Origin of the sequence: Mucilaginibacter gynuensis (genome assembly GCF_039541195.1) — a bacterium.
Classification (GTDB): domain Bacteria; phylum Bacteroidota; class Bacteroidia; order Sphingobacteriales; family Sphingobacteriaceae; genus Mucilaginibacter; species Mucilaginibacter gynuensis.
The window spans coordinates 192,449-216,252 of sequence record NZ_BAABFT010000008.1 but is presented as its reverse complement, the minus strand read 5'-3'; the positions used below and the strand labels follow the sequence as shown (position 1 = coordinate 216,252).

Genomic DNA, 23,804 nt, shown 5'->3' with positions numbered 1-23,804 from the left:
GCATGGATAGTAAATACATCATTATTATCATTTGCATATTGCTTGCCGCGTTTTCAGTATGGTGGGAACTGGCAAGGGCTAACCGTTCACGCTTACTGCTGAGGGGGATCTCCGTATTGTTGGCCATTGCCGCGCTGGCTTGCATCGCGTTACCAATAAGCTATAATGGCGATAAAACCATCAGCGGGAACGACGCGGTGTTATTAACGGATGGCTTTGATGCCGATAGTTTAAGCCGTTTCAATGGCTTGAAGATTTACACAGCCGATTCATCCCTACATAAAAAATACCCGCAGGCAAAACTCATCAGTACCCCTGCCGACTTAGCAGGTACAGGCATCAGCCAGTTGCATATCACAGGTTTCGGGCTTGAAGAAGATGAACTAAAGCAGTTGAATGGCGTTCCGCTCAAATTTCATCCGCAGTCAGCCCCGCAAGGCATTACAACCATTAGCTGGAACGCTCAATTGCACGAAGGTGGTGAGCTTCGTGTGCAAGGCAGCTATAAAAACACATCAGCACAAAAAATAAAATTGGTACTGAAAGGTTTGAGTACGGGCTTAGATTCAGGCATTGTTCAACCCAATACAATAGCCACCTTTGACCTGAAAACGCGACCAAAACACATCGGCAGATCGGCATACACGTTGTTGGCTATTGGTAAGGATACCCTCGAACAGGAAGCCATCCCGGTAGAGATTAAGCCTGTTAAACCTTTAAAAATATTGATGCTGGCTTCGGCACCCGATTTTGAAACCCGTTTCCTGAAAAATTGGCTTACGCAAAATGGTTACGCGGTGGCCTGCCGTTCGGCTATCAGTAAGGATAAATTCAACAGCGAGTATATTAATATTGACCAGTTGCCGCTCGGTAGCATATCTGCCACGCTGCTTCAAAAATTCGATGCAGTCATCGGAGATCAGGCTACCTTAAAAACGCTCAAACCTGTCGAAAGTGCTGTACTAAAGCAGGAGGTAACACAGCATGGTTTAGGTATTATTATCCGTGCGGATAGCGCGGGTAGGTCATCATCATGGTTGCAGCAAAATTTTGTGGTGGAAATTTTGCCCGGCAAAGAAATAGCCACGGCATTTAACCTGCAAGGCAGCACAGCTAAAACCGCTAAACTGAATTTCGACAGAACAGTTTTACGCACCCAAACATCCACCCAAATACTGGTCGATGACGGGCAAGCCCACCCCGTAGCCGCTACTGCCATAGCCGGAACAGGGCGGTTGGTTTATACCACGCTCAACAATACCTTTAACTGGATGCTGGCCGGTAACACTGCGGATTATACCGCATACTGGTCGCTGTTGATCAGCAATGCGGCACGCAAAGCGCCGGTAGCGCAACATTGGGAGGTAGTTTCTCCTTTGGCTGTGTTAAACAAACCGGCGCTGCTCCGCTTAAATGGTACGTTTAATGCCGAAAATTCCATCAGTATAAATGGTATAAAAAGCCCACCCCGGCAGGATGAGCTTTTGCCTTTTGAACAGGTTTTTGCTTACTATCCGGAAAGCGAAGGCTGGCAACCGGCAACCCAACAAAATGGCGTTACACAATGGTGGTATGCTTACAAAAAAGATAGCTGGCCTGCTTTACATGCCGCCGAAAAAATAGCGCTTACTAATAGTTATATTGCAACACATAACAATTTGGTAACTGTAACAAAACAAATACATAGCTTACAACAAATTGAAGTGCCTAAGCTATATTTTTATATGCTACTGTTTGCAGCCTGCACATTTTTATGGATAGAACAAAAAATCAGTTTCCGGTAATTTAGCCGGGAGCACGGAGGATATATATTTTGAAAAGACGAGACTTTCTTTACTTATCGGGGGTAGGTGCAGCAGGTGCTGTTATACTGCCTAATTTGCCTGCCATGGGCAACCCTATCGACCCTGCCCGGGCTTTAGAAACCGTGGATGTGCGCATAAAAAAGGAACTGGCCGATGTGGCCCTTAACGCGGCAAAAGCAAACGGAGCAAGTTATGCCGATGTGCGCATTGGCCGTTACCTTAACCAGTTTACGGTAACCCGCGAAAACAAGGTACTCAACATTGCCAATACCGAATCATACGGGGTAGGCATCAGGGTGCTGGCTAATGGCTGCTGGGGCTTTGCCGCTACCAACGAGGTAACAAAAGATGCTATTGCCAAAACGGCCATCCGTGCGGTAGCGGTTGCCAAGGCCAATGCTAAAATTGGCGGCGCGCCGGTACAACTGGCCCCGCAAAAGGGCTACGGCGAAGTAAACTGGAAAACGCCGATAGAAAAGAACGCCTTTGAAGTGCCCGTAAAAGAAAAGGTAGACCTACTGTTAAGCGCCAATGCCGCTGCAATGGCGGGCGGTGCCAACTACGTAAACTCGGTGCTTTTTGCCGTTAACGAGCAAAAGTATTTTGCCTCAACCGATGGTTCATACATCGATCAGGATATTCACCGTATTTACCCAAGCTTTACCGTTACCCGTATCGACCCTAAAGCGGGCTCGTTTGAAACCCGCCGCTCGCTAAGTACGCCGGGTGGTATGGGCTATGAGTATCTTACCCCGCTGGAGAACGAAAAGGTAGGCGGTATTACTACCCGTTACAAAAAACGTTACGATATTTTAGAGGATATAAAATTTGCCACCAAACAGGCCGGCGAAAAGCTCACCGCCAAATCGGTAGAGCCGGGCAAGTATGATCTGGTACTTGATCCGTCGCACCTGTGGTTAACTATTCATGAGTCGGTAGGGCACCCAACTGAGTTGGACCGTGTGCTGGGTTACGAGGCCAACTATGCCGGTACCAGTTTCTTAACGCTGGATAAATGGAAATCGGGAAAATTTAACTTCGGTAACGATAAGGTGAACATTGTTGGCGATAAACTGCAAGTGGGCTCATTAGGCGCTGTAGGTTACGATGATGAAGGTGTAAAATGTAAAAAATGGGACATCATCAAAAATGGTATCCTGGTAAACTACCAGGCCATCCGTGATCAGGCGCATATCCTCGGCCTTAAAGAATCGCAGGGCTGCTGCTACTCCGATCATTGGAGCGATGTACAGTTTCAGCGCATGCCGAACGTATCCTTACAGCCGGGCAAAACACCATTGAGTGTCGACGATATGATCAAAAATGTAGAGAAAGGTATCTACATCATCGGCGACGGCTCATTCTCTATCGATCAGCAACGCTATAACTTCCAGTTTGGCGGGCAGCTGTTCTACGAAATTAAGAATGGTAAAATTGCAGGTATGCTGAACGATGTGGCTTACCAGGCCAATACACAGGAGTTTTGGAACTCAACAGCGCAAATATGCGACGAACGCGATTATCGTTTAGGCGGCGCGTTTAACGATGGTAAAGGGCAGCCGGGCCAGTCAAGCGCGGTATCGCATGGATCGTCAACAACACGTTTTAACGGGGTTAATGTTATCAACACTAAAAGAAAGATCGGGTAATAAGGATATGGCTATATTAAGTAAAGAAGAAGCACAGGCTTTATTAAAAAAGGTGCTCAGTTATTCAAAAGCCGAAGAGTGCGAAGTGAACCTTAACGGCAGCGAGGGCGGTAACATCCGCTACGCGCTTAACGCGGTTTCAACAGCGGGTGATATCAGTACGCTTAGCTTGTCGGTAACGTCGGTTTACGGCAAAAAAGCGGGCGTGGCAACTATTAACGAGTTTGACGATGCCGCCTTAGAGCGTGTGGTGCGCCGTGCCGAAGAGGTAGCTCAACTGGCACCCGAAAACCCGGAATATATGTCGGTACTTGGTCCGCGGGAGTTTAAAGAATCGGCAACCTACAATGCCACAACCGCGGCCATAACGCCCGATACCCGTGCCGATATGGTGGCCAAAAGTTTGGATGTTACCAAACAGGCCAAACTTACCGCTGCCGGTTTCCTTGAAAATTCTACAGGCTTTAGCGCCATGATGAACTCTAAAGGTTTGTTCGCCTACAACAAAGGGACCGACATCACATTTTCGGTAACTACCCGTACCGAGGATGGTACAGGTTCGGGCTATGCAGCCAACGGTTTTACCGATTCGGGCAAGATGGATACTTTTACGGCTACTAAAAGAGCGGCTACCAAAGCCACCGGTTCGGTAGGGGCTAAGGCCATAGAGCCGGGCAAGTATACCGTTATACTGGAGCCCGTTGCGGCGGCTTACATGATGGAAAATATGTTCCGTTTTGATGCCCGCAGCGCCGAAGAAGGTCGCAGCTTTTTGAGTAAAAAAGGCGGCGGTACCAAACTGGGCGAGCAACTGGTTGACCCTAAAGTGAATATTTATTCAGATCCTTTTCATCCGGAACTGCCATCGTCTACATGGTCGGGCGATGGTTTACCGCGCGAAAAAACGATGTGGATTGATAAAGGCGTGGTGAAAAACTTATCGTACTCAAGGTATTGGGCCGATAAAAAAGGTGTACAGCCTTTGCCCGGCCCGGCCAATATTATTATGGACGGCGGCGATGCCACGCTGGAAGACTTGATAAAAAGCACCGAAAAAGGCATACTGGTTACCAAGCTATGGTATATCCGCATGGTTGATCCGCAATCGTTGCTGCTAACCGGGTTAACCCGCGATGCTACTTTTTACATAGAGAACGGTAAAGTGAAATTCCCGATAAAGAATTTCAGGTTTAACGAGAGCCCGATCATCATGCTCAATAATCTTGAAGCTTTAGGTAAAACAGAGCGCACCATCAGCGTAGAATCGTACAGAAGCTACATGATCCCGCCAATGAAAATAAGGGACTTTACATTTACTTCACTATCTGACGCTGTTTAGTTTCAGGGATTGAAATAGTTTGCACCGGGCGGTTAACAGTTTTGCAATAAGCAGGGCTTTTAACCGCCCGTTTTGTTTCTAATAAGATTCCACAGTCGCTTGGCTCCAGCCAAGTGGCAACTATTTCACGGCGTCCCGCCGCTATCAATCATATAATACTAAACCATGACGGCCGGAGGCCGTGAAATAGCTGCCACTCGGCCGGAGCCGGAGCGGCTGCGTGGAAGTTTATTTATTTTATTTCAGAAATCGTTCTTTTATGCTTTCGACAGATATATGTTTTGCGGTACCATTAGCTTCTTCTTCAAGCAATTTATCAATCATCTGTTTGTATTCGTCGATTAATTCTAAATCCAGATGATGTCGGTGTAGCATGTTTTCATACTCGTGTATCGGTATAATTGCTGCTGTCCTTTTGCCCTTATTATCTGTTATAAATTGAATTGCCACGTTGTAATTTAATAAAATAATGCCATTAAAAGGCAAATACATATTTCGTATTTTTGCATAAAATAATTTCACTCCTGCATGAATGATGCTGCTGTTAAGGTGCTGCAAGGCCGTTACTGTAATTCGTTAACTGAATACTCCCGTTTTGTTACCCGCGAAGTAAATATTGGCGATGTGCCTATGGGGGGTAACAACCCTATCCGCATACAAAGCATGACCACTACCGACACCATGGATACCATTAGTACGGTGGAGCAGTCTATCAGGATGATTGAGGCCGGATGCGAGTACATACGTATTACCGCGCCCAGCATTAAAGAAGCGCAAAACCTGGCTGAAATAAAAAAACAACTTCGTGAGCGTGGTTATACCGCGCCGCTGGTAGCCGATATTCACTTTACACCCAACGCTGCCGAAGTAGCGGCCCGCATAGTAGAAAAAGTACGTGTTAACCCGGGTAACTATGCTGATAAAAAGAAATTCGATCAGCTTGACTATACCGATGCCCAGTACCAGGGCGAATTGGAACGCATCTTTAAAAAGTTTACGCCGCTGGTAAATATCTGCAAGGAGTACGGCACGGCTATGCGTATTGGCACCAACCATGGTTCATTGAGCGATAGGATCATGAGCCGTTACGGCGATACCCCGCAGGGTATGGTGGAGTCGGCAATGGAGTTTATGCGGATGTGCGAATCGTTGAATTACTACAATCTGGTGGTTTCCATGAAATCGAGCAATCCGCAGGTAATGGTGCAGGCTTACCGTTTACTGGTAGAAACCATGGTGGCCGAAGGCATGAACTATCCGCTTCACTTAGGCGTTACCGAAGCCGGTGATGGTGAGGACGGTCGTATAAAATCTGCCGTAGGTATTGGTACCCTGCTGGAAGACGGCCTGGGCGATACCGTACGCGTATCCCTCACCGAAGAACCAGAACACGAAGCGCCTGTGGCTATTGAACTGGTAAAGCGATACAGCTTGCGAAGTCAAAAGTCAAAAGTCAAAAGTCAAAAAAATAACGAGGACGAGCATACTTACAACTCACAACTTACAACTCACAACTATAATCCTTACGAATACAAAAAGCGCGACACTTATGAGGCTAATGCTTTTATAGGTGGTCACATGGTGCCGAGGGTGGTGGTTGATTTGTCTGGAGAGAACCTTAAAGATCCTGCTATACTGAACGATGCCGGTTACCTGTATTCGGAACTGCTGGATAAATACAACATGGCCGAGCAATCGGTGGATTTTGTTTACCTGGCCGATAGCCTGCCATCGTTTAACCTGCCGGGCAATCTTAAGCAATTATACAATTACAATACCTGGCTTAAACTGGCCGATAAAACACTTTGTCACCCGGTATTTAGCCTTAAAGAATATATTGATCCCGCTGCCGATCGTTCATCGGCCCTAAATTTAGTGAAGGTGCTGGCTGCTGATATAGATACCGATGATTTTGGTTCGATGCCTTTTGATGAGTCGCTGGTATTTATACTCGAAACCACCCGGGAGCACGGCATGGCCGATCAACGCGCGTTCTTCTTTAAACTAACCGAACTTGAACTTAATGTACCCGTGATAGTGAAGAGAAGCTATTCTTTTGGAGAGACAGGAATTGAGATTCAGGAATCAGGAGTTTTGGAAGAAAAGAAAAGCTTCCCGACCGGGGGAGATTTAGAGGGGGCTCTCACAACTCACAACTCACAACTCGCAACTAAGCTTCAACTCTACGCTGCTACTGATCTTGGTGCTTTGCTGGTTGATGGTTTTGGGGATGGGGTCTGGATAGATGCGCCGGAATTGCCGGTTAAGCTGATCACTTCTACCGCGTTTGGTATTTTACAGGCTACACGGTCGAGGATCTCAAAAACAGAATATATATCGTGCCCAAGCTGTGGCCGTACCTTGTTTGATTTGATGGTGACCACCCAGATGATCCGCAGCCGTACCAGTCATCTGAAAGGATTGAAGATCGGTATTATGGGTTGTATTGTAAACGGGCCGGGCGAAATGGCCGATGCCGATTATGGCTATGTAGGTTCGGGCACCGATAAAATTACGCTGTACCGGGGTAAGGAAGCCGTAAAAAAGAACATCAACGCCACCAACGCGCTCGACGAACTGATCGGTATTATCAGGGAAGATGGCAATTGGATAGAGCCGGTTTAATCGGGTTCGAGGTTTGGGGTTTCAGGTTTGGGGGTGTTATTTAAACGTGATCGGCATTGTAAATTGTATCCTCACAGGCTTATTATCCTGAGTGCCGGGTTTCCATTTGGGCGACAGTTTAACCACACCTACAGCTTCTGCCTTTGCGGCTTTATTAGGTCCGCGCAGTGCTTTAATGTCTGATAATGAGCCGTTTTTCTCTACTATAAAAGTCACAATAGCTTTTTTGCCCGAAGCTCCTTCTACCTCTTTTAAATGCTTTTTAATCAATGCATAAAATTTGTCAAGTCCACCGGGATATTCCGGTTGATCGCCTACTCCGCCAAAAACTTCATTGCTGTTCTGCTCTATATTATTGCTTTGCTTCATTTTAAGGGTATCGCTTTGGGTTGTTTGTGCAAAGGCCTTTTGTTGGAGTAAATTTATTCCAAGCAATATCATAGCTGCCGACACCCACTTTTTCCATAAAGGCTTAGCGGTTTCTTTAGGCTGAACCAATTGGTCGCGCCTGAACTTGCCGCAGATGTTATGGTTGTTATCAGCTAATATCTTCCTGAAAACGTCGGCATTGCTATTGGTAAAATCGTAAACCGTTTTTTCGCAGTGCGTGCAAAACTTGCCACCCTCAATATCGCGCATGGCGTTAATGTCTTGCGTGCATTGAAAATGAAGTTTTACATTGTTGATTTCGTGCGACATAGGTTATTAATTGGTACTCGTATAACGGTTTTACTGTAGTGTTTATTACGCTCAACGTTTAATTAAGCGGGCTGAAACCGGCAAACAGATCGCCTGCTTCTTTCAATGAGTTTAGCGGTACATAATCGCACACGGCAGCATATTCGGCCCACATTTGTTGTACGGCAGGGTTTAGGTGGGCTTGTTGAATCACTTCTTCAGATAGCCACTCAAATACTTCTACAATAGTGCCATCAGCCGCCTCCATTATTACCGATTCGCGATCTGTTACCAGGCTCTGCTCCCGTAAGCGGGGTAAATGGGTTTTCATTAGTTCTTTTAGTTCATCGGCTTTGCCGGGTTTGGGTTTGTAGGCCACAATTACCAATCGTCGCATAAGTGTCATTTAGGTAATACAATATAGAATTTTTAAAACTCATAAACTGTAAATTGGTTAGCCCTATAAGTAAAATATAAATTAGTGTACCCATGGCAAAAAAAGTAGCAGATCAACTGGTGGAAATGCTGGTTAACGCAGGCATAAAAAGAATATACGCGGTTACAGGCGATAGCCTCAACGAAGTAAATGATGCCGTAAGGCGCGAAGGCAGCATACAGTGGGTACACGTAAGGCATGAAGAGGTAGGCGCGTATGCCGCCGCCGCCGAAGCTGAACTTAACGGACTGGCCTGTTGCGCTGGCAGTAGTGGTCCGGGCCATGTGCACCTCATTAATGGTTTGTATGATGCCCACCGTTCGGGCGCCCCGGTTATCGCCATCGCATCTACCTGCGCTACTTTTGAATTCGGTACCGATTACTTTCAGGAAACCAATACCATTAAACTTTTTGCTGATTGCAGTCATTACAACCAAATAGCTACCACGCCTAAACAGGTACCGCGCATGCTGCAAAACGCTATTCAAACCGCCCTGCACCGCAAAGGGGTAGCGGTATTAGGTTTGCCGGGCGATGTAAGCGCGATGGATGCCGAAGAGGGGATGACTGCCGTGCAGAATTTTAACCCCGTCGCGGTGATCAAGCCGTCGGTTGCCGATCTGGAACTGATGGCATCGGCGTTGAACCAGCATCAAAAGATCACTATATTTTGCGGTATCGGCGCAGCCGGATCGCACGACGAGGTAGTCGCGCTGGCGCAAAAGCTGAATGCTACAGTGGCCTATTCGTTCCGAGCCAAAATGGATATTCAGTATGATAATCCGAACGAAGTAGGGATGACGGGTTTACTGGGTCTGCCATCTGCGTATCATAGCATGCATGAATCGGACTTGTTATTGCTTTTAGGTACCGATTTTCCTTATACTAATTTCATCCCGAAGGATTGTACTATTATTCAGCTGGATATTAAGCCCGAGCGCATTGGCAGGCGTGCAATGGTGGATATCGGTTTATGCGGAACTGTGAAAGATACCCTTACCGATCTGCTGCCCCTCATCGAACAAAAAACTGACGACAGCTTCCTGAAAACGCAGCTCGATTTTTACGCCGAGGTAAAAAATAAAATGCAGACCTACGTATACGACAGCGGCGAAAAAGATAAGATCCATCCCGAATATGTATCGCACCTGATTGATGAACTGGCCGATGATGATACCATTTTCACGGTAGATACCGGTATGTCGTGCGTGTGGGGCGCGCGTTACATCAATGCCACAGGCAGGCGCAAAATGATAGGCTCGTTCAATCATGGCTCAATGGCCAATGCCATGCCGCAGGCTATCGGTGCAGCGTTAAGTAACCCAGGCAGACAAGTGATCGCCCTTTGTGGTGACGGTGGTATCTCTATGCTGCTCGGTGACCTGGCTACTATTGTTCAGTATAAATTGCCAATAAAACTGATCGTATTCAATAACCGGTCTTTAGGCATGGTGAAACTGGAAATGGAAGTAGCCGGCCTGCCCGATTGGCAAACCGACATGTACAACCCCGACTTCGCCTTAGTAGCGCAAGCCATGGGAATCAGAGGTTATACAGTTGACGACCCTGCGCAGGTGCAGTCAGCATTAAAAGAAGCATTTGCTTTTGAAGGCCCCGCCCTCATCAACATCATGACCGATCCCAACGCCCTTGCCATGCCGCCCAAAGTAGAATTTGAACAAGTAAAAGGCATGGCCATCTCCATGACCAAACTCATGCTCAACGGCCGCATGGATGAAGTGATCGATACCATGAAATCGAACTATAAGCATTTGAAGGATCTGCTGTAAGTGGGTCGTAGGTTGTGTGTTGTAAGTTGTGAGGGGGATGAGGTTTCAGGATTGAGGTTTGAGTGGGGAGATCTCGCTATTGCGGTGTTTAGCTTTGACAACTTTTTAAAAGTTGTCAAAGCTTTTTTTGTTTCGTGAGGCCTCACCTAAGTCCTCTCCAAGGGAGAGGACTTAGAAAAAACCGCTGTCGCGAGTTTAGTGAAGCGTAACTCGTGACAGTGTATGGCGTAAGCTTTCAGCTTACGGTGTAAAGAAATTATTTGCAGTATTGCGGCCGGAGGCCGCGTAATAGTTGCCACTTGGCCGGAGCCAAGCAACTGCGGGCGAGGGAAGCCTGCGCAAGCCCTCACCATTATGCAAAAGCACTATCCTAACATACCCCAAAAAATGCGGCATCGTAAGGAACGGATAGCACAGCCCCTGCCTAAGCAAAACCTTTAAAAGTTCCTTGCGCAGCCGCGACGTTATTCACTGTTGTTTATTTTTTACGGCGTTCATGAGGTCGCTACGCTCAGTATTTCTTTGGTTACTTTCTTTTTTGAGAGAAAAAAGAAAGTAACATCCACCAACGCTCAATCAAAGTACAACCATTCCTAACGAAGAACTAAACGCAAGTAGATTCTTCGTTCCTCAGAATGACAGGTAGTGAGGATAACCTTTGACAGCTTTTTAAAAGCTGTCAAAGGTGTTAATGAGCAGTGGGTTTTGATTATTAACACCTTTGCCTTTCACCTTTTACCTTTCACCTCCACTATACCGACATATACCTCTTCCACCACTCCGACTTATACCCGGCAACCACCTCGGTAGGTTTACCTGGTTCGGGTATAAACAGGTCGATATCTTTGTGGCGGGCGAAGTCGAGCAGCCATTCGGCGGGTTCGTACCAGGCGTGTGTAGAAAGGTTGAATGTGCCCCAGTGTATCGGCATCATTACTTTGCCTTGTAAAGCGAGATGCGCGTTGGTGGCATTGTCGGGGCCCATGTGGATATCGGGCCAGTAAATACCATAAGCGCCTATTTCCAGCATGGTTAAATCAAACGGACCAAAGGCATCGCCGATATCTTTAAAGCCCGGGAACGGACCGGAATCTGCCCCGAAGAAAATATTATGCTTAGTGCCCTTTATCACAAACGACGACCACAGCGTTTCGTTACGGCCGGTAATGCCTCTGCCTGAGAAATGTCTTGCAGGGGTAGCGGTAAGGTGGCAATCATCGCCGATCATGGCGCTGTCGCCCCAGTTAAGTTCGGTAATGCGTTTGCCATCGATACCCCATTTTTTGAGGTATTGGCCTACGCCAACGGAGCAATAAAAAGGAACATCCTTTTGAGCGAAAAACTTAATGGTGCTTTTATCCAGATGATCGTAATGATCGTGCGATTGTATAATGGCATCCAGCGGTGGCAGTTCGCTTAAGGCCAGCGGCGGTTTAAAAAAACGCTTTGGCCCCATCAGTTGGCTAAACGATACCCTGTCGCTCCAAACCGGATCGGTAAGGATGCGTTTGCCATCTATCTCGATCAATAAGCTCGAATGTCCTACCCAGGTGATGCGCAGGCCGCTTTCGGGTGCTGTATTATAAACCGAAGTATCAGTTTTGAATGGCCCAAGGGTTTTCTTGGGTACACTTTCGGCTTTGTTGCTAAGGTATAACTTTAGTATCGGCCACATTTTATCCAAACTCGCCTCATGGGTGGGTATGGTATTTAAAAACTTTTTGCCTTGCCTGGCAGCGTGCTCAATGCTCATGGGTATGGTGGGGGTTAATAAGCGCGCTACAACTTGTGGTACAATTATTTATTGAAGAACGCAAGGGCAAGATTGCAAAAATTCAGCAGATCATTTGGCAGAGTTTTGTCAAAATATGGATGCGTGCCTCCAAATACATGGTCGGCGCCGGGTATAAAGTACAGTTCGGCCTCGGGTTGGGCAGCATGCAGCTCTTTAGCGTGGTCAATGGCTACAGTTGGGTCGGCATCGCCGTGCACAATTAGCCAGGGTTGGGTTATTTCGGCGGCGCGGAGTACGATGTTCAACCGTTCAGGGTTTCTGTCCAAATCATCAAGCAATGTCGCTTTTATGGGCATCTCCTGGCCGGTACGCGCGTTCGGGAAATACATTACGCCTTGTAGCTTCCACTGCTTTTCGGCCTGGCGCGGCCACAGGTTACGAAAGGTAGCTACCGCGGCCATGGTCACCAGCTTTTTAATGCGCGAATCTTCGGCAGTAGCAATTACACTGATGCCGCCGCCCATGCTGTGCCCAATAAGGTATACCTCGCGTACCGACGGAAATACACCGCTGCAAGCAAAGTCAATTACATGTTTCAGATCGTCGAGCTCGTAAGTAAAGGTGTTTTCGCTAAAAGCGGTAAGGTCTTCAAACTCGGTCAGGTTTTCGGGCGTGGTGCCGTTGTGCGAAAAATTGAATTTAAGATAGCGATAACCTTTTTCGGCAAAAAACTGCGCTACCAAATTATGCGTACCCCAGTCCTTAAAGCCTTTAAAGCCATGAGCGAAAATGATCAGGGGCGCATTACTGAACTGATCGTCATAAGTAAGATCTATCGCGATGGGCTTACCTTTTGCGCCCGGGGTAACAAAGTGTTCTTTTTGGATCATGATATTATTATTAGTACATATTTACACTTTTTTACCATTATAAGTGATATTGTACAGATCGGTACGCCTGTCTTTCAGGTTTTGTACGCTGCCATACTCGTGCAGGGCATCCAGTACGGATAGGTCGACATCGGCAATTACAATCATTTCGCTGTTTGGCGTAGCTTCAGATTGTATGCCGTTGGTCGGGAACCCAAAATCGGAAGGGGTAAACACCGCCGACTGCGCATACGAGATATCCATGTTGTTTACATTAGGCAAATTACCTACGCAACCTGCAATGGCTACGTAGCATTCGTTTTCTACAGCACGGGCCTGGGCGCAAAACTTAACCCTGTTGTAGCCGTTTTGAGTATCCGTCATAAAAGGCACAAACAGTATCTGCATATCCTGACTGGCCAAAATGCGCGACAATTCCGGGAACTCCACATCATAACAGATCAGTATGCCTACCTTACCGGCATCGGTATCAAAAACCCGTATATCGCTGCCGCCGCGCATCCCCCACGAACTAATTTCTGACGGGGTAGGATGTATCTTATAACTTTCCTCCATACTACCATTGCGGCGGAACAGGTACGATACATTATACAGCGATTCGCCATCTATTTTAGGCATGCTGCCCGCTATAATGTTAACGTTGTATGATACGGCCAGTTTGGCAAATTCATCCACAATAGGCTGGGTAAATTTGGCCAGCTCGCGCATGGCCTTAGCCGCGTCGAGGTGGTTATAGTCGGCCATTAAAGGCGTGTTGAAAAACTCTGGGAACAGTATAAAGTCCGACTGGTAATCGCTCACCGCGTCAATAAAGTACTCGGCATGCTTAAGCAGTTCGCTGATATTGCTGTAAGCCCGCATTTGCCACTGTACCAGCCCAATACGTACTACGGTTTTATGGTTAATTACCGAGCTTATTTCTTCGTAATACACATTGTTCCACTCAATCAGCGTAGCAAATCCCTTTGAGCGGTTGTCTTCGGGCATATAGTTCTTCAATATCTTCCGTACGTGAAAATCATTCGCCAGCTGGAACGATAGGGTAGGGTCATAGATCTCCTTATACTTTACCTTATCAATATACTGACGGGGAGTAAGATCGTTCTGAAATTTCTGGTAATTAGGTATCCGGCCTCCGGCGATGATACTTTTGAGGTTTAGTTTTTCGCAAAGGGCCTTGCGGGCTTCATATAAACGGCGGGCCAAACGTAAACCCCGGTGTTTCGGGTGAATGAAAACATCAATGCCGTACAGCACATCACCCTTATCGGTATGGGTTTTAAATGTGCTGTCGCCGGTAATTTGTTTGTAGGTATGGTTGTCGCCAAACTTTTGATAGTCAACAATCAGCGCGAGGGCGCAACCTACTACCTCGTTGTTTACGGTAACACATATTTGCCCTTCGGGGAATATTTTGATGAGTTTACGGATGGAGTTGGCATCCCAGTAATCCTCATCCATATCCAGATAGGCCGACTTCATCGACTTTTTAAGTTCCTGGTAATCCTGTACGTCCAGGTTACGTATCTCAATGCTTTGCAGGTCCATATAGCGTGTTAAGTATGATGGATTAACCCCGCTGCGGGTAATTTGTTTAGTAATTGCGGGGCTTATGCAGCGGTTTGGTATGCCACCATGCCCATAAAATCAATAATGGCTGCAATACCACCAGTCGCAGCCAGGCAATAAGCGGCGTTACCATAAGTTTGCCCACCTGCAAAGGCGCATCGGCAACCATGGTGATATGTACCGGTAAAAAAGCGATGAGCATCAGTATAATTCCCCAGGCAGCAGGTTGCCTCGTTTTTTTGAAGATAAGCAGCAGAGCAAACAATATTTCAAAACCACCTGCCAGTAAATTAAGCAAACTATGGGCAGGCAAATAGGCGGGTATTATGCGGATGTAACCATCCGGATTTATAAAATGATTGATGCCCGCTGCCAGGTAAAGTAATATAAGTAGTGTAAGGCTCAGTAGTTTCAGTTTGTACATACAATTATGTTTGTGTATTAAACAAAAAATAGCTTGATTAGTGCTTTTTAAAGGCAATAATTAGCGGGATTATTTATAAACATTCTAAATACGGCTGTTTGACAAAGTATTGACATTGCATGCTAATATTCCTGTTATTTTTGTTGGGTTAAATTTTAAACTGCTTTGAAGTATTTAAAGGTAATAGCTTTTACGCATAAACAGATCGAGCTGAAGGAATTGGGGAAATTGGTGATTTGCCAGGAAGATCTGACCGATAAACTTGAGCAGGTTAGAACACAGTTCGGCATATCCGAAATTTTCTACCTGGCTACTTGTAACCGTGTAGAATTTGTGATGGCTACCGAGCAACCTGTAGATAAAGCGTTCACTCAAAAATTTATTGATGTGCTGGATATGGGCCTTTGCCCGGTTCACACAGGTACATTTATCGATGGTGCTTCTATTTATGAAGACCGCGAAGCCGTTAACCACCTTTTACGTACATCGTGCTCGCTGGAAAGCCTGGTAGTTGGCGAAAAGGAAATACTGGCACAACTGCGAAAGGCCTACGAAAAAGGTCGTGAAGCTGGCCTCACCGGCGATTACCTGCGAATGGTAATGAACTGTGTGGTAAAAACAGCCAAAGAGGTTTATACCCACACCAATATCTCTAAAAACCCCATCTCGGTAGTATCTCTTGCTTACCGTAAATTAAAAGATCTTAAATTGTGTTCAAATGCCCGTATCCTCATCATCGGCGCAGGCGAAACCAACCGCAATATTTCAAAATATCTTCAAAAACATAAGTTCAGCAATTTCGCGGTATTTAACCGTACTGTTGAAAATGCCATTCAACTGGCTGTTGACCTGGGCGGCGAATACTTTAGTCTGGATGATTTGAAGACTTACGACAAAGGTTTTGACGTGATCATTACCTGTACATCAGCTACGCAGCCTATTATTACGCCCGAAATTTATACCACGCTGCTAAACGGCGAAACCGGACGTAAAACCATAGTTGACCTTGCCGTACCAAACGATACCGACCCGGAAGTACTTGAAAAATTCCCGGTGAACTTTATTGAGGTGCACTCACTTAACGAAATTGCTAAAAAGAACCTTCAGGAACGCTACCAGGAACTGGTACATGCCGAAGCAATCATTGAGCAAAACATAGCCGAGTTTTGGCAGCAGTTAAGACAACGCCGCGTGGAAATAGCCATGCGCCAGGTTCCCGAAAAAATTAAGGAGATCCGCAACAGCGCCCTGAACACCGTGTTTGTTGACGAAGTACAAAACATGGACGAGCAATCGCGCGAGATACTGGAAAAGGTGATCAACTATATGGAGAAAAAATATATCAGTGTACCCATGATCATGGCGAAAGATATATTGATCAACGGTAACTGATAGATCGGGTTAGCTATTTTAGTCTGCTTTTTTACAATCAATTTTTTTTAATAAGCGCATCGCGGCAAAGCATCGGTAATATTTATTATTGCTATAGATTGTTTTGGGCGTTTCCCTTCGGGCCGGGCTTTACGCTCATACGCGCACGAGGCTTTAACCACAGGCCGGTATCCGCTTCAATCCCTAACGTATTTCCTGCAATAGCCCCTACACTTTCATCTTGACCGTAGTGAAAGATCTTCTTTGCTATGCTAATTGCCTTTTTTTTTAACCGCAGGAATGCGGAGAATTTTTCGCAGAGTACGGGGAGATTTTAACCAAAAAAAGGAGTAATCTTCAACTGTCGCGAGTTTAGGGAACCGTAACTCGTGACTAAGCATGGCGAAAGCTTTCAGCTTTCGATACAATACGCTTTCTTTATAATCCTTTAAGCTGAAAGCTTAATCCATGCGGTATCACGAGTTATGCTATCGCTAAACTCGCGACGGCGGGTAGGTTAGCTTTGACAACTTTTTAAAAGTTGTCAAAGCTGAAGCACGCTTTCCGTCAGCAAACAGCTTCGGCCGAAAACGGGCAGAACTGTGGTGGCCAAGAGCGTAAAGGCGGGCATAGTGAACTTGTTGCATGTGCGTAGGGAAGCGAGCGGCGGGGCAAAAGTTCCAGCCCCAAGTTCTGCACGTTTTGCAGGGAAGGCCTCGTGCGGCAAAGAAGCCTTTTGCTGGACAAGCCCTTTTGTGGCTACAAAAGTAAGGGGGCCCTGCGCCCAAGAGCAGACATACGCTGATTAAAGTACAAACACCCTCATTTCTAAAACTTTAAAGAATCATTTGTCATCCCAATATAAATCTCATTATTAATTAATAATATAATAATTAAATTAAAATTATAATTAAGTAAATTTGGACTAACTAACAGATTTAAGAACTGTTCAGTTAATAGTTAATTAATTTATAAGAGCAGGTAAAGCGCAAGGCCCACCTGCTTTTTTTATGCTTTTTGCATTAGACGGGTGCCGAATTATTAAATGCAAACAGGATAATTAAATTTGTGGCATGCCCGCATCTGTTCAACATTTTGATACTATTGATTACCTTAAAACAGGCAGCCCCATTCAACAGCAAGCCTGGCAGGTATTAACAGAATATCGGATATTGGAACAACTCGCATCATTTTCGCCGATATTAACCGGGACAATCCCTATTGATATAGCTGTGCCCGGCAGTGATCTGGATATGGTGTGTTGCTATAACAATATAAATGTGTTCATGGATACGCTGGTCGCCGTTTTCTCTATGCAAGAGCAATTCTTGATAAAGCAAACCATAGTGAAAGGTATTGAAACGGTGATCTGCAATTTCTTTATCCGGGATTTTGAGGTAGAGGTATTCGGACAAAGCCGACCCGTAAAAGATCAGGAGGCATACCGCCACATGATTGTTGAGTATTTATTGCTCCAAAAGCATGGCGAAGCTTTCCGCCGGCAAGTGATCGATCTTAAATTACAGGGCATTAAAACCGAACCTGCTTTCGCCCAGCTTCTTAATCTGCCCGGTGATCCTTACGTAGCGATGTTGAATTTGTACGATGAAATGATACGAACTTAATGTCGGCCTACTTTAAAACGTTGGTCAGCTTGCCATCGGTATCAAAGCAAAAAACGTATGTGTTTAAAACGGTGTCGCCGGTGGTGGTATCGGCAATTTTAAACTGGTGTTTGAGTTTGTAACCTGTGAAACGTGGCTGAACGTGACGGGCCACGCTATCGCGCAGTTTCTTAAAATACGCTTGCTTTTTATCGTAAAAGCCGGTATTCTTCCTTTCCAGAAACAAGTTCCAGTTTTCGCCCATATCCCTAAAACGTACGGCTTCTACCTCCATTATCGAATCGTCGAACCGCATATAGGTTTTGTCGTTACGGTACGAATAAAAAATACTGTCGAAATCGGTATAGGCTAACGGTTTATAGCTTGCCGGGTTGGGGAGCGTTTTAATAAGATAATGCCGGGCACTATCTTTCAGGTCGGCTTTTAATACGGGTTTCCTGTTGCCCGTGCAGGCAGCAAACAAAAGGATAAGTATAAATATATAGCCGGTACCTTTCATAACTGCAATATACTTAATGTTTTTAATAATGTAAAGTATACACTAAGTGCATTTGTGTTTCAATTGCTCATTATCGGCAGGCAATATTTATGCCCAACAATTTAGGGGTGCTCATTAAACCGTCAGGTTTTAGCCTGCCGCTTTTTGCTAACTATCATTGAGCTATGGTGCTGTGCCAAAGTCAGCTAAACTTCATATCATTAATTAATGCATAATACATACCCATAAAAAGTTAAATTTGCGGTTGAAAATACATGATCTCTTTGGACAGAACACTCATAATAGGAACCCGCGGAAGCGACCTTGCACTATGGCAGGCAAATTTTGTTAAGGACAGCCTTGCAGCTATCAACGTAAAGGCCGATTTAAAGATCATTAAAACACAGGGCGACCGAATACTCAACCTAAGTTTTGATAAACTGGAAGGCAAAGGCTTCTTTACTAAAGAATTAGAAGAAGAACTGATAGCCGGCACTATTGATATAGCCGTACACTCACATAAAGATCTGCCTACAGAAAATCCTCCTGGATTGATCATAGCGGCGGTATCTGAACGTGAAGATCCGTCGGAATTGTTGCTGATATTGAAAGATTGTGTGGATGTACGCCAAAAGCTGTCGGTTAAATTCGGTGGTATGGTGGGTACATCATCAAACAGGCGCAAAGCCCAATTGCTGGCCGTTCGCCCCGATCTGGAAATTGACGATCTGCGCGGCAACGTACCTACACGTATAGGTAAACTGCGCGACGAAAACTACGACGCTATTATGCTGGCCAAAGCCGGTGTTAGTCGTTTAGGGTTAGATTTGAGTGAATTTCACGTAGAAGAACTTACCCCAACCGAACTGATTCCCGCGCCCGCGCAAGGTGCCCTGGCCATACAGATCCGCGAAAGCAACAAAGAATTATTTGATACCCTGCAAGCTTTGCACCATAACGATGTAGCCGAAGAACTGGCTGTTGAGCGTACTGTGCTTAAACTATTTGGCGGTGGTTGCCACCTGCCTTTAGGCTGCTATTGCCGTAAAGACGATGGTAAATACCAGGTGTTCACTTCAAAGGCCGAAACCGGCGATGGTTTCCCCGACAGGTTATATTTAGAGGCCGATACTACCGAAGGCCTTGCAGCCAAAGTGGTAGCCAAATTTGATGCCGCCCGTAAATTTCCGGGTAAGGTATTCATCTCACGCGATATTTCTGAAACAAGCTACTTCCGCAAAGCGCTGGAGAAAAATAAGATAGAGATCGAAGCCCGTTCGCTGATACGCACCGTGGCGGTTATTACCAAACTCGATTCGTTTATACTGCGTAATGCCGACTGGATATTTTTCACCAGCAAAAACGCGGTAGAATACTTTTTTAAACTGAACCCGCAATTGCCTAAAAAGATAAAATTTGGTGTAATGGGTTCGGGTTCGGAAGATACTCTGCGCCGTAACGGGCACTTTGCCGCTTATACCGGCGAGGGTACCGATACCGCCGATGTTGCTGCCGAGTTTGCCAAACTGGCCAATGGCCTAACAGTGGCGTTCCCGGGTGCGGCAAGCCCAATGCGGAGCATTCAGCAAGGTTTATCTGCCGATACCAAGATCATTGATCTGCCGGTTTATGAAACCGTGCTGGAAGAAAACGTAGAGGCAACATCTGCCGATGTAATGATATTCACCAGTCCATCAAACGTGGAGGCTTATTTTGCCGATAACCTGATGGAGCCAAATCAAAAGATTATTGCGATAGGCAAATCAACCGGTCGCAAGTTTGATGAAATGGGTGTAAAATACATACTGCCTTTCTCGCCCGATGAAGTAGGGCTGGCAGAGGCTGTGTTTGGGATATAATCCCCCTAACCCCCTGAAGGGGGAATTAGTAAGGGATATTAATTTATAAAATAAGACGTTCAAAAACTCCCCCTTTAGGGGGTTGTGGGGGGAAATATGCTACAAAGACCAAGAAGGAACCGGAAAAGTGAAGTGATACGCCAAATGGTGCAGGAAACGCATGTGAGCGCGGCTAATCTTATTTTTCCGTTGTTTATTATTGAAGGCAATAACAAAAAAACCGAAGTGGCTTCAATGCCCGGTATTTTCCGTTATTCAATTGATAATTTATTGAGAGAGATTGAGAGCTGTATGAAGCTGGGCTTAAACGCTTTCGATCTGTTCCCTAATATTGAGGAGGCGCTGAAAGATAAATATGCAACCGAAAGTCACCGCGAAGAAAGCCTGTACCTGCGTGCTATACGCGAGGTAAAGAAACAATTCCCGGAGGCATGCGTAGTTACCGATGTGGCGATGGATCCATATAGCAGCGATGGGCACGATGGTATTGTAGAGAACGGTGAGATACTGAACGACGAAACCCTTGAGGTATTGGGCAAAATGGCACTGGCGCACGCGCAAAGCGGTGCCGATATTATTGCTCCGTCGGATATGATGGACGGCAGGGTAGGCTACATCAGGCAGGTGCTGGACGAGAACAACTTTAAACACGTATCCATCATGTCGTATTCGGCCAAATATGCCAGCGCTTTTTATGGTCCGTTTAGGGATGCCTTAAATTCGGCTCCTAAGTTTGGCGATAAAAAAGGCTACCAGATGAACCCGGCTAATCAGCGCGAAGCCCTTATTGAATCGAGACTTGACGAAGCCGAAGGCGCCGACTTTTTAATGGTGAAACCGGCATTGGCTTATTTAGATGTAATAAAACTGATAAAAGACGATACCGAACTGCCGGTAGCTGCGTATAACGTAAGCGGCGAGTACGCCATGGTTAAAGCGGCTATACAAAATGGCTGGTTAAATGAGCAACGCGCCATTACCGAAGTGCTTTTAAGCATCAGGCGTGCAGGCGCTACATCGATACTTACGTATCATGCAAAAGAGGTGCTTGAAAATAAATGGTTATAGCATAATTTGTAAATCAAAAAAACCTACAGGGTTTTGATTTACAGTGAATATACTAAATTCAATACCGGCGGTAAGCGCAGGGTTTTTGAATTTTGAATTTTGAATTTTTACTTATAAAAAGATGTTCGATTCATTTAAAAAGATATTTTCGGGAGAGGGTGAAGAGCCGGTAAGTACTACGGGCAAGCCCGACATCAGCCGTGAAAAATCTGCCGAATTGTATGAGAAGGCAAAGCTGTACTTTCCGGGTGGTGTAAACTCGCCGGTAAGGGCATTTAAATCGGTATATGGTACCCCGCTTTTTATACAAAAAGGCGATGGCAGCCAGATATGGGATGCCGATGGTAACCAGTTTGTTGATTACTGCTGCTCATGGGGACCGCTCATTTTAGGGCACAACAATGCCAAGGTGCGCGAAAAAGTGATAGAGGTAATGCAGAACGGCATGTCGTTCGGCGCGCCTACAGCTTTGGAGAACGAGCTGGCCGAACTGATACTGAAGCACAATAAATACATCGAAAAAATACGTTTTGTAAGCTCGGGTACCGAAGCGGTAATGTCGGCCATCAGGCTGGCCCGCGGTTATACCAAACGTAACAAAATATTAAAGTTCGAAGGTTGCTACCACGGGCATGTTGACGCGCTGCTGGTAAAAGCAGGTTCAGGCCTGGTTACTTTCGGCGAAACTTCTTCGGCAGGCATCCCGAAGGCCTTTGCCGACGAAACCATTGTGGTATCGCTAAATGACAAAGAAGCGCTGCTAAAAGCCTTTGAAGATTTTAAAGACCAGATAGCTGCTGTAATTATAGAGCCGGTACCGGCCAACAACGGTTTGCTGCTGCAGCACAAAGAGTTTTTACAATACCTGCGCAATGTATGTACCCAAAACGGCACACTGTTGATATTTGATGAAGTAATATCAGGTTTCCGTGTTGGTTTTGAGGGAGCTGCGGGTTACTATCAAATTAAGCCGGATATTATTACTTACGGTAAAATTATCGGCGGCGGTATGCCTGTTGGCGCTTACGGTTCATCGGCCGAGGTAATGAGCAATATATCGCCCGAAGGGCCGGTTTACCAGGCGGGTACGTTGTCGGGCAATCCGGTAGCTATGGCAGCGGGTATAGCGCAGTTAACAGAGCTGTTGCGTTTAGGCTTCTATCGCGATCTTAACAACAAAACCGAAGAATTTACCGAGGCTGTACAACGTTTTGCTACGGCACGTAATTATAAATTCAAGGTGTTTACCATCGGTTCAATATTTTGGTTCGCGTTTACTGATAAAGATATTCGCAAGGCCGAAGATATTGACCCTGCAAGCATGGAAAAATTTAAAAAGCTGCACCGCGAATTAATTAACCGTGGCGTATATTTAGGCCCATCGGGTTACGAAGTTGGTTTTATATCAGCAGCCCATACCAAAATAGACTTAGAGAAAACAAAACGTGCTATATTTGATAGCCTTGATGTAGTTTTCAGGGATAAATAAATGTTACGGGGTTCGAGTTACAGGGTTTCTGTTGCCGGTTGATATAGCCGTGCCGAAACCCGGCCACACGAACCACAACACCGATAGAAGATGAAAAGATCGCTGATCATATTTTACGCCATTATTATTTACGCGGTAGCCGAGCTTATTTGGTGGGGCTACATGCTGGTAAGGCTACAGCCTGCCCGTTTCGGTATGATACTGGGCGAAGGTGCCATGTTTGTGGTGGTTTTTTTGCTGGGAGCCTATAACATGCACAAATCGGTAAATAAGGAACGTAAGTTGCAGGAGCAGAAAAAGAACTTCCTGCTATCTGTTACGCACGAACTTAAATCGCCGCTGGCCTCTATCAAACTATTACTGCAAACCATCCAAAAGCGCGACCTTACCAAGGCGCAAACGCTCGATTTTATCGATAAATCATTAAATGATATTGAGCGCCTCGACGATATGGTAGAGAATATGCTGCTGGCCTCAAAAATAGAGAACCGTTCATATAGTTTCCCTAAGGCGAGTTTCAACTTATCAACCCTGGTTGATACTACTGTAAACAGGTTACAGATCAGCAAGTGCGATTGCAACCAGCAGATCATCGATGCCGAGATAGAACCTAAAATTGAGATCACCGGCGATAAATTCGCCCTTACATCGGTAGTAACCAACCTGATTGAGAACGCCGTAAAATATTCGCGCCCCTGCGAAGCGCTTTCTGTAAAACTTTTCAGAAAGGACGATAAAATATATTTTCAGGTGGCCGATCATGGCATTGGTATCCCCGATGAGGAAAAAAGCCGTATTTTCGATAGGTTTTACCGCGTAGGCAGCGAGGATACCCGCAATACCAAAGGTACAGGCTTAGGCTTATACATTGTTAAACAAGTACTTGATAAACACGAAGCAACTATAAAGGTAAGAGATAACAGGCCGGCAGGTAGTGTATTTGAAGTTGTTTTTGGATTAACCTAAATTAAAAA

The 23,804-nt window shown here is 45.7% G+C and carries 19 protein-coding genes; 11 read left to right on the top strand and 8 right to left on the bottom strand.

The features are described from left to right. The first annotated feature begins 2 nt into the window (after positions 1 to 2). Genes ABD894_RS16730 through ABD894_RS16720 form a run of 3 tightly spaced genes read left to right on the top strand, consistent with a single transcriptional unit; the run spans position 3 to position 4,793 of the window. Positions 3 to 1,784: a hypothetical protein gene (locus tag ABD894_RS16730; protein ID WP_345212211.1), complete on the top strand. Its 1,782-nt coding sequence runs from the start codon at positions 3 to 5 to the stop codon at positions 1,782 to 1,784. A 29-nt stretch (positions 1,785 to 1,813) separates the two neighbouring features. Next, positions 1,814 to 3,454: a TldD/PmbA family protein gene (locus ABD894_RS16725; protein WP_345212210.1), complete on the top strand. Its 1,641-nt coding sequence runs from the start codon at positions 1,814 to 1,816 to the stop codon at positions 3,452 to 3,454. Next, on the top strand, positions 3,423 to 4,793 hold the full coding sequence (locus ABD894_RS16720; RefSeq protein ID WP_345212209.1) for a TldD/PmbA family protein: 1,371 nt from the start codon (positions 3,423 to 3,425) through the stop codon (positions 4,791 to 4,793). The genes ABD894_RS16725 and ABD894_RS16720 overlap by 32 nt, the downstream gene beginning before the upstream one ends. 237 nt (positions 4,794 to 5,030) lie before the next feature. On the opposite strand, the gene ABD894_RS16715 is transcribed toward ABD894_RS16720, so the two are convergent. Continuing rightward, positions 5,031 to 5,351, bottom strand: a complete 321-nt coding sequence (locus tag ABD894_RS16715; protein WP_345212208.1) for a hypothetical protein — start codon at positions 5,349 to 5,351, stop codon at positions 5,031 to 5,033. On the opposite strand from ABD894_RS16715, the gene ispG reads away from it, so the two are divergent. Further along, positions 5,322 to 7,418: a (E)-4-hydroxy-3-methylbut-2-enyl-diphosphate synthase gene (gene ispG, locus ABD894_RS16710; RefSeq protein WP_345212207.1), complete on the top strand. Its 2,097-nt coding sequence runs from the start codon at positions 5,322 to 5,324 to the stop codon at positions 7,416 to 7,418. The two genes, ABD894_RS16715 and ispG, sit on opposite strands and share 30 nt — an antisense overlap. A 36-nt stretch (positions 7,419 to 7,454) precedes the next feature. Here ispG and ABD894_RS16705 read toward each other — a convergent pair whose 3' ends face one another. After that, complete coding sequence (locus ABD894_RS16705; protein WP_345212206.1) at positions 7,455 to 8,117, bottom strand: energy transducer TonB; 663 nt, start codon at positions 8,115 to 8,117, stop codon at positions 7,455 to 7,457. A gap of 58 nt (positions 8,118 to 8,175) precedes the next feature. Beyond that, positions 8,176 to 8,493 (bottom strand): hypothetical protein, encoded by a 318-nt coding sequence (locus ABD894_RS16700; RefSeq protein WP_345212205.1) that lies wholly within the window; start codon positions 8,491 to 8,493, stop codon positions 8,176 to 8,178. 92 nt (positions 8,494 to 8,585) lie between these two features. Here ABD894_RS16700 and ABD894_RS16695 point away from each other — a divergent pair, with 92 nt between their 5' ends. Further along, complete coding sequence (locus tag ABD894_RS16695) at positions 8,586 to 10,322, top strand: thiamine pyrophosphate-dependent enzyme (RefSeq protein ID WP_345212204.1); 1,737 nt, start codon at positions 8,586 to 8,588, stop codon at positions 10,320 to 10,322. 751 nt (positions 10,323 to 11,073) lie between these two features. Here the strand turns inward: ABD894_RS16695 and ABD894_RS16690 are convergent. The 4 genes from ABD894_RS16690 to ABD894_RS16675 are packed head-to-tail and all read right to left on the bottom strand — an operon-like array spanning position 11,074 to position 14,940. Next, positions 11,074 to 12,075, bottom strand: coding sequence for an MBL fold metallo-hydrolase (locus tag ABD894_RS16690; protein WP_345212203.1), 1,002 nt, complete (start codon positions 12,073 to 12,075; stop codon positions 11,074 to 11,076). Positions 12,076 to 12,119: 44 nt separating this feature from the next. After that, positions 12,120 to 12,947, bottom strand: coding sequence for an alpha/beta hydrolase family protein (locus ABD894_RS16685; RefSeq protein WP_345212202.1), 828 nt, complete (start codon positions 12,945 to 12,947; stop codon positions 12,120 to 12,122). 21 nt (positions 12,948 to 12,968) lie between these two features. Next, a complete protein-coding gene (locus ABD894_RS16680) occupies positions 12,969 to 14,495 on the bottom strand; it encodes a GNAT family N-acetyltransferase (protein WP_345212201.1) in 1,527 nt (508 codons plus the stop codon). 46 nt (positions 14,496 to 14,541) lie between these two features. Next, on the bottom strand, positions 14,542 to 14,940 hold the full coding sequence (locus tag ABD894_RS16675) for a DoxX family protein (protein ID WP_345212200.1): 399 nt from the start codon (positions 14,938 to 14,940) through the stop codon (positions 14,542 to 14,544). Positions 14,941 to 15,105: 165 nt separating this feature from the next. Here ABD894_RS16675 and hemA point away from each other — a divergent pair, with 165 nt between their 5' ends. Together hemA and ABD894_RS16665 are read left to right on the top strand one after the other, a co-directional pair. Next, complete coding sequence (hemA, locus tag ABD894_RS16670; RefSeq protein ID WP_345212199.1) at positions 15,106 to 16,332, top strand: glutamyl-tRNA reductase; 1,227 nt, start codon at positions 15,106 to 15,108, stop codon at positions 16,330 to 16,332. 1,052 nt (positions 16,333 to 17,384) lie between these two features. Further along, a complete protein-coding gene (locus tag ABD894_RS16665) occupies positions 17,385 to 17,936 on the top strand; it encodes a DUF4269 domain-containing protein (protein ID WP_345212198.1) in 552 nt (183 codons plus the stop codon). Positions 17,937 to 17,943: 7 nt separating this feature from the next. Here ABD894_RS16665 and ABD894_RS16660 read toward each other — a convergent pair whose 3' ends face one another. Further along, the gene (locus ABD894_RS16660; protein WP_345212197.1) at positions 17,944 to 18,435 is read right to left on the bottom strand and encodes a hypothetical protein; all 492 of its coding nucleotides are present in this window, start codon (positions 18,433 to 18,435) and stop codon (positions 17,944 to 17,946) included. Between the two features lie 254 nt (positions 18,436 to 18,689). Between ABD894_RS16660 and hemC the strand changes: the two genes are divergently transcribed. The 4 genes from hemC (at position 18,690) to ABD894_RS16640 (ending at position 23,796) form a co-directional block, all read left to right on the top strand. Further along, positions 18,690 to 20,273 (top strand): hydroxymethylbilane synthase, encoded by a 1,584-nt coding sequence (gene hemC / locus ABD894_RS16655; RefSeq protein WP_345212196.1) that lies wholly within the window; start codon positions 18,690 to 18,692, stop codon positions 20,271 to 20,273. 96 nt (positions 20,274 to 20,369) lie between these two features. Beyond that, complete coding sequence (gene hemB / locus ABD894_RS16650; RefSeq protein ID WP_345212195.1) at positions 20,370 to 21,341, top strand: porphobilinogen synthase; 972 nt, start codon at positions 20,370 to 20,372, stop codon at positions 21,339 to 21,341. A gap of 121 nt (positions 21,342 to 21,462) precedes the next feature. Next, positions 21,463 to 22,830, top strand: a complete 1,368-nt coding sequence (gene hemL, locus ABD894_RS16645; RefSeq protein ID WP_345212194.1) for a glutamate-1-semialdehyde 2,1-aminomutase — start codon at positions 21,463 to 21,465, stop codon at positions 22,828 to 22,830. A 90-nt stretch (positions 22,831 to 22,920) separates the two neighbouring features. After that, positions 22,921 to 23,796 (top strand): sensor histidine kinase, encoded by an 876-nt coding sequence (locus tag ABD894_RS16640; protein ID WP_345212193.1) that lies wholly within the window; start codon positions 22,921 to 22,923, stop codon positions 23,794 to 23,796. Positions 23,797 to 23,804 lie beyond the last annotated feature (8 nt).

Bases quoted from the DNA above. Each gene is read 5' to 3' on its own strand.
- ABD894_RS16695 (WP_345212204.1), top strand. From the start codon at position 8,586: ATGGCAAAAAAAGTAGCAGATCAACTGGTGGAAATGCTGGTTAACGCA.
- ABD894_RS16640 (WP_345212193.1), top strand. From the start codon at position 22,921: ATGAAAAGATCGCTGATCATATTTTACGCCATTATTATTTACGCGGTA.
- hemC (WP_345212196.1), top strand. From the start codon at position 18,690: ATGATCTCTTTGGACAGAACACTCATAATAGGAACCCGCGGAAGCGAC.
- hemB (WP_345212195.1), top strand. From the start codon at position 20,370: ATGCTACAAAGACCAAGAAGGAACCGGAAAAGTGAAGTGATACGCCAA.
- ABD894_RS16675 (WP_345212200.1), bottom strand. From the start codon at position 14,940: ATGTACAAACTGAAACTACTGAGCCTTACACTACTTATATTACTTTAC.
- ABD894_RS16720 (WP_345212209.1), top strand. From the start codon at position 3,423: ATGTTATCAACACTAAAAGAAAGATCGGGTAATAAGGATATGGCTATA.
- ABD894_RS16665 (WP_345212198.1), top strand. From the start codon at position 17,385: ATGCCCGCATCTGTTCAACATTTTGATACTATTGATTACCTTAAAACA.
- ABD894_RS16730 (WP_345212211.1), top strand. From the start codon at position 3: ATGGATAGTAAATACATCATTATTATCATTTGCATATTGCTTGCCGCG.
- ABD894_RS16685 (WP_345212202.1), bottom strand. From the start codon at position 12,947: ATGATCCAAAAAGAACACTTTGTTACCCCGGGCGCAAAAGGTAAGCCC.
- ABD894_RS16705 (WP_345212206.1), bottom strand. From the start codon at position 8,117: ATGTCGCACGAAATCAACAATGTAAAACTTCATTTTCAATGCACGCAA.
- ABD894_RS16700 (WP_345212205.1), bottom strand. From the start codon at position 8,493: ATGCGACGATTGGTAATTGTGGCCTACAAACCCAAACCCGGCAAAGCC.
- ABD894_RS16680 (WP_345212201.1), bottom strand. From the start codon at position 14,495: ATGGACCTGCAAAGCATTGAGATACGTAACCTGGACGTACAGGATTAC.
- ABD894_RS16690 (WP_345212203.1), bottom strand. From the start codon at position 12,075: ATGAGCATTGAGCACGCTGCCAGGCAAGGCAAAAAGTTTTTAAATACC.
- ABD894_RS16660 (WP_345212197.1), bottom strand. From the start codon at position 18,435: ATGAAAGGTACCGGCTATATATTTATACTTATCCTTTTGTTTGCTGCC.
- hemL (WP_345212194.1), top strand. From the start codon at position 21,463: ATGTTCGATTCATTTAAAAAGATATTTTCGGGAGAGGGTGAAGAGCCG.
- ispG (WP_345212207.1), top strand. From the start codon at position 5,322: ATGAATGATGCTGCTGTTAAGGTGCTGCAAGGCCGTTACTGTAATTCG.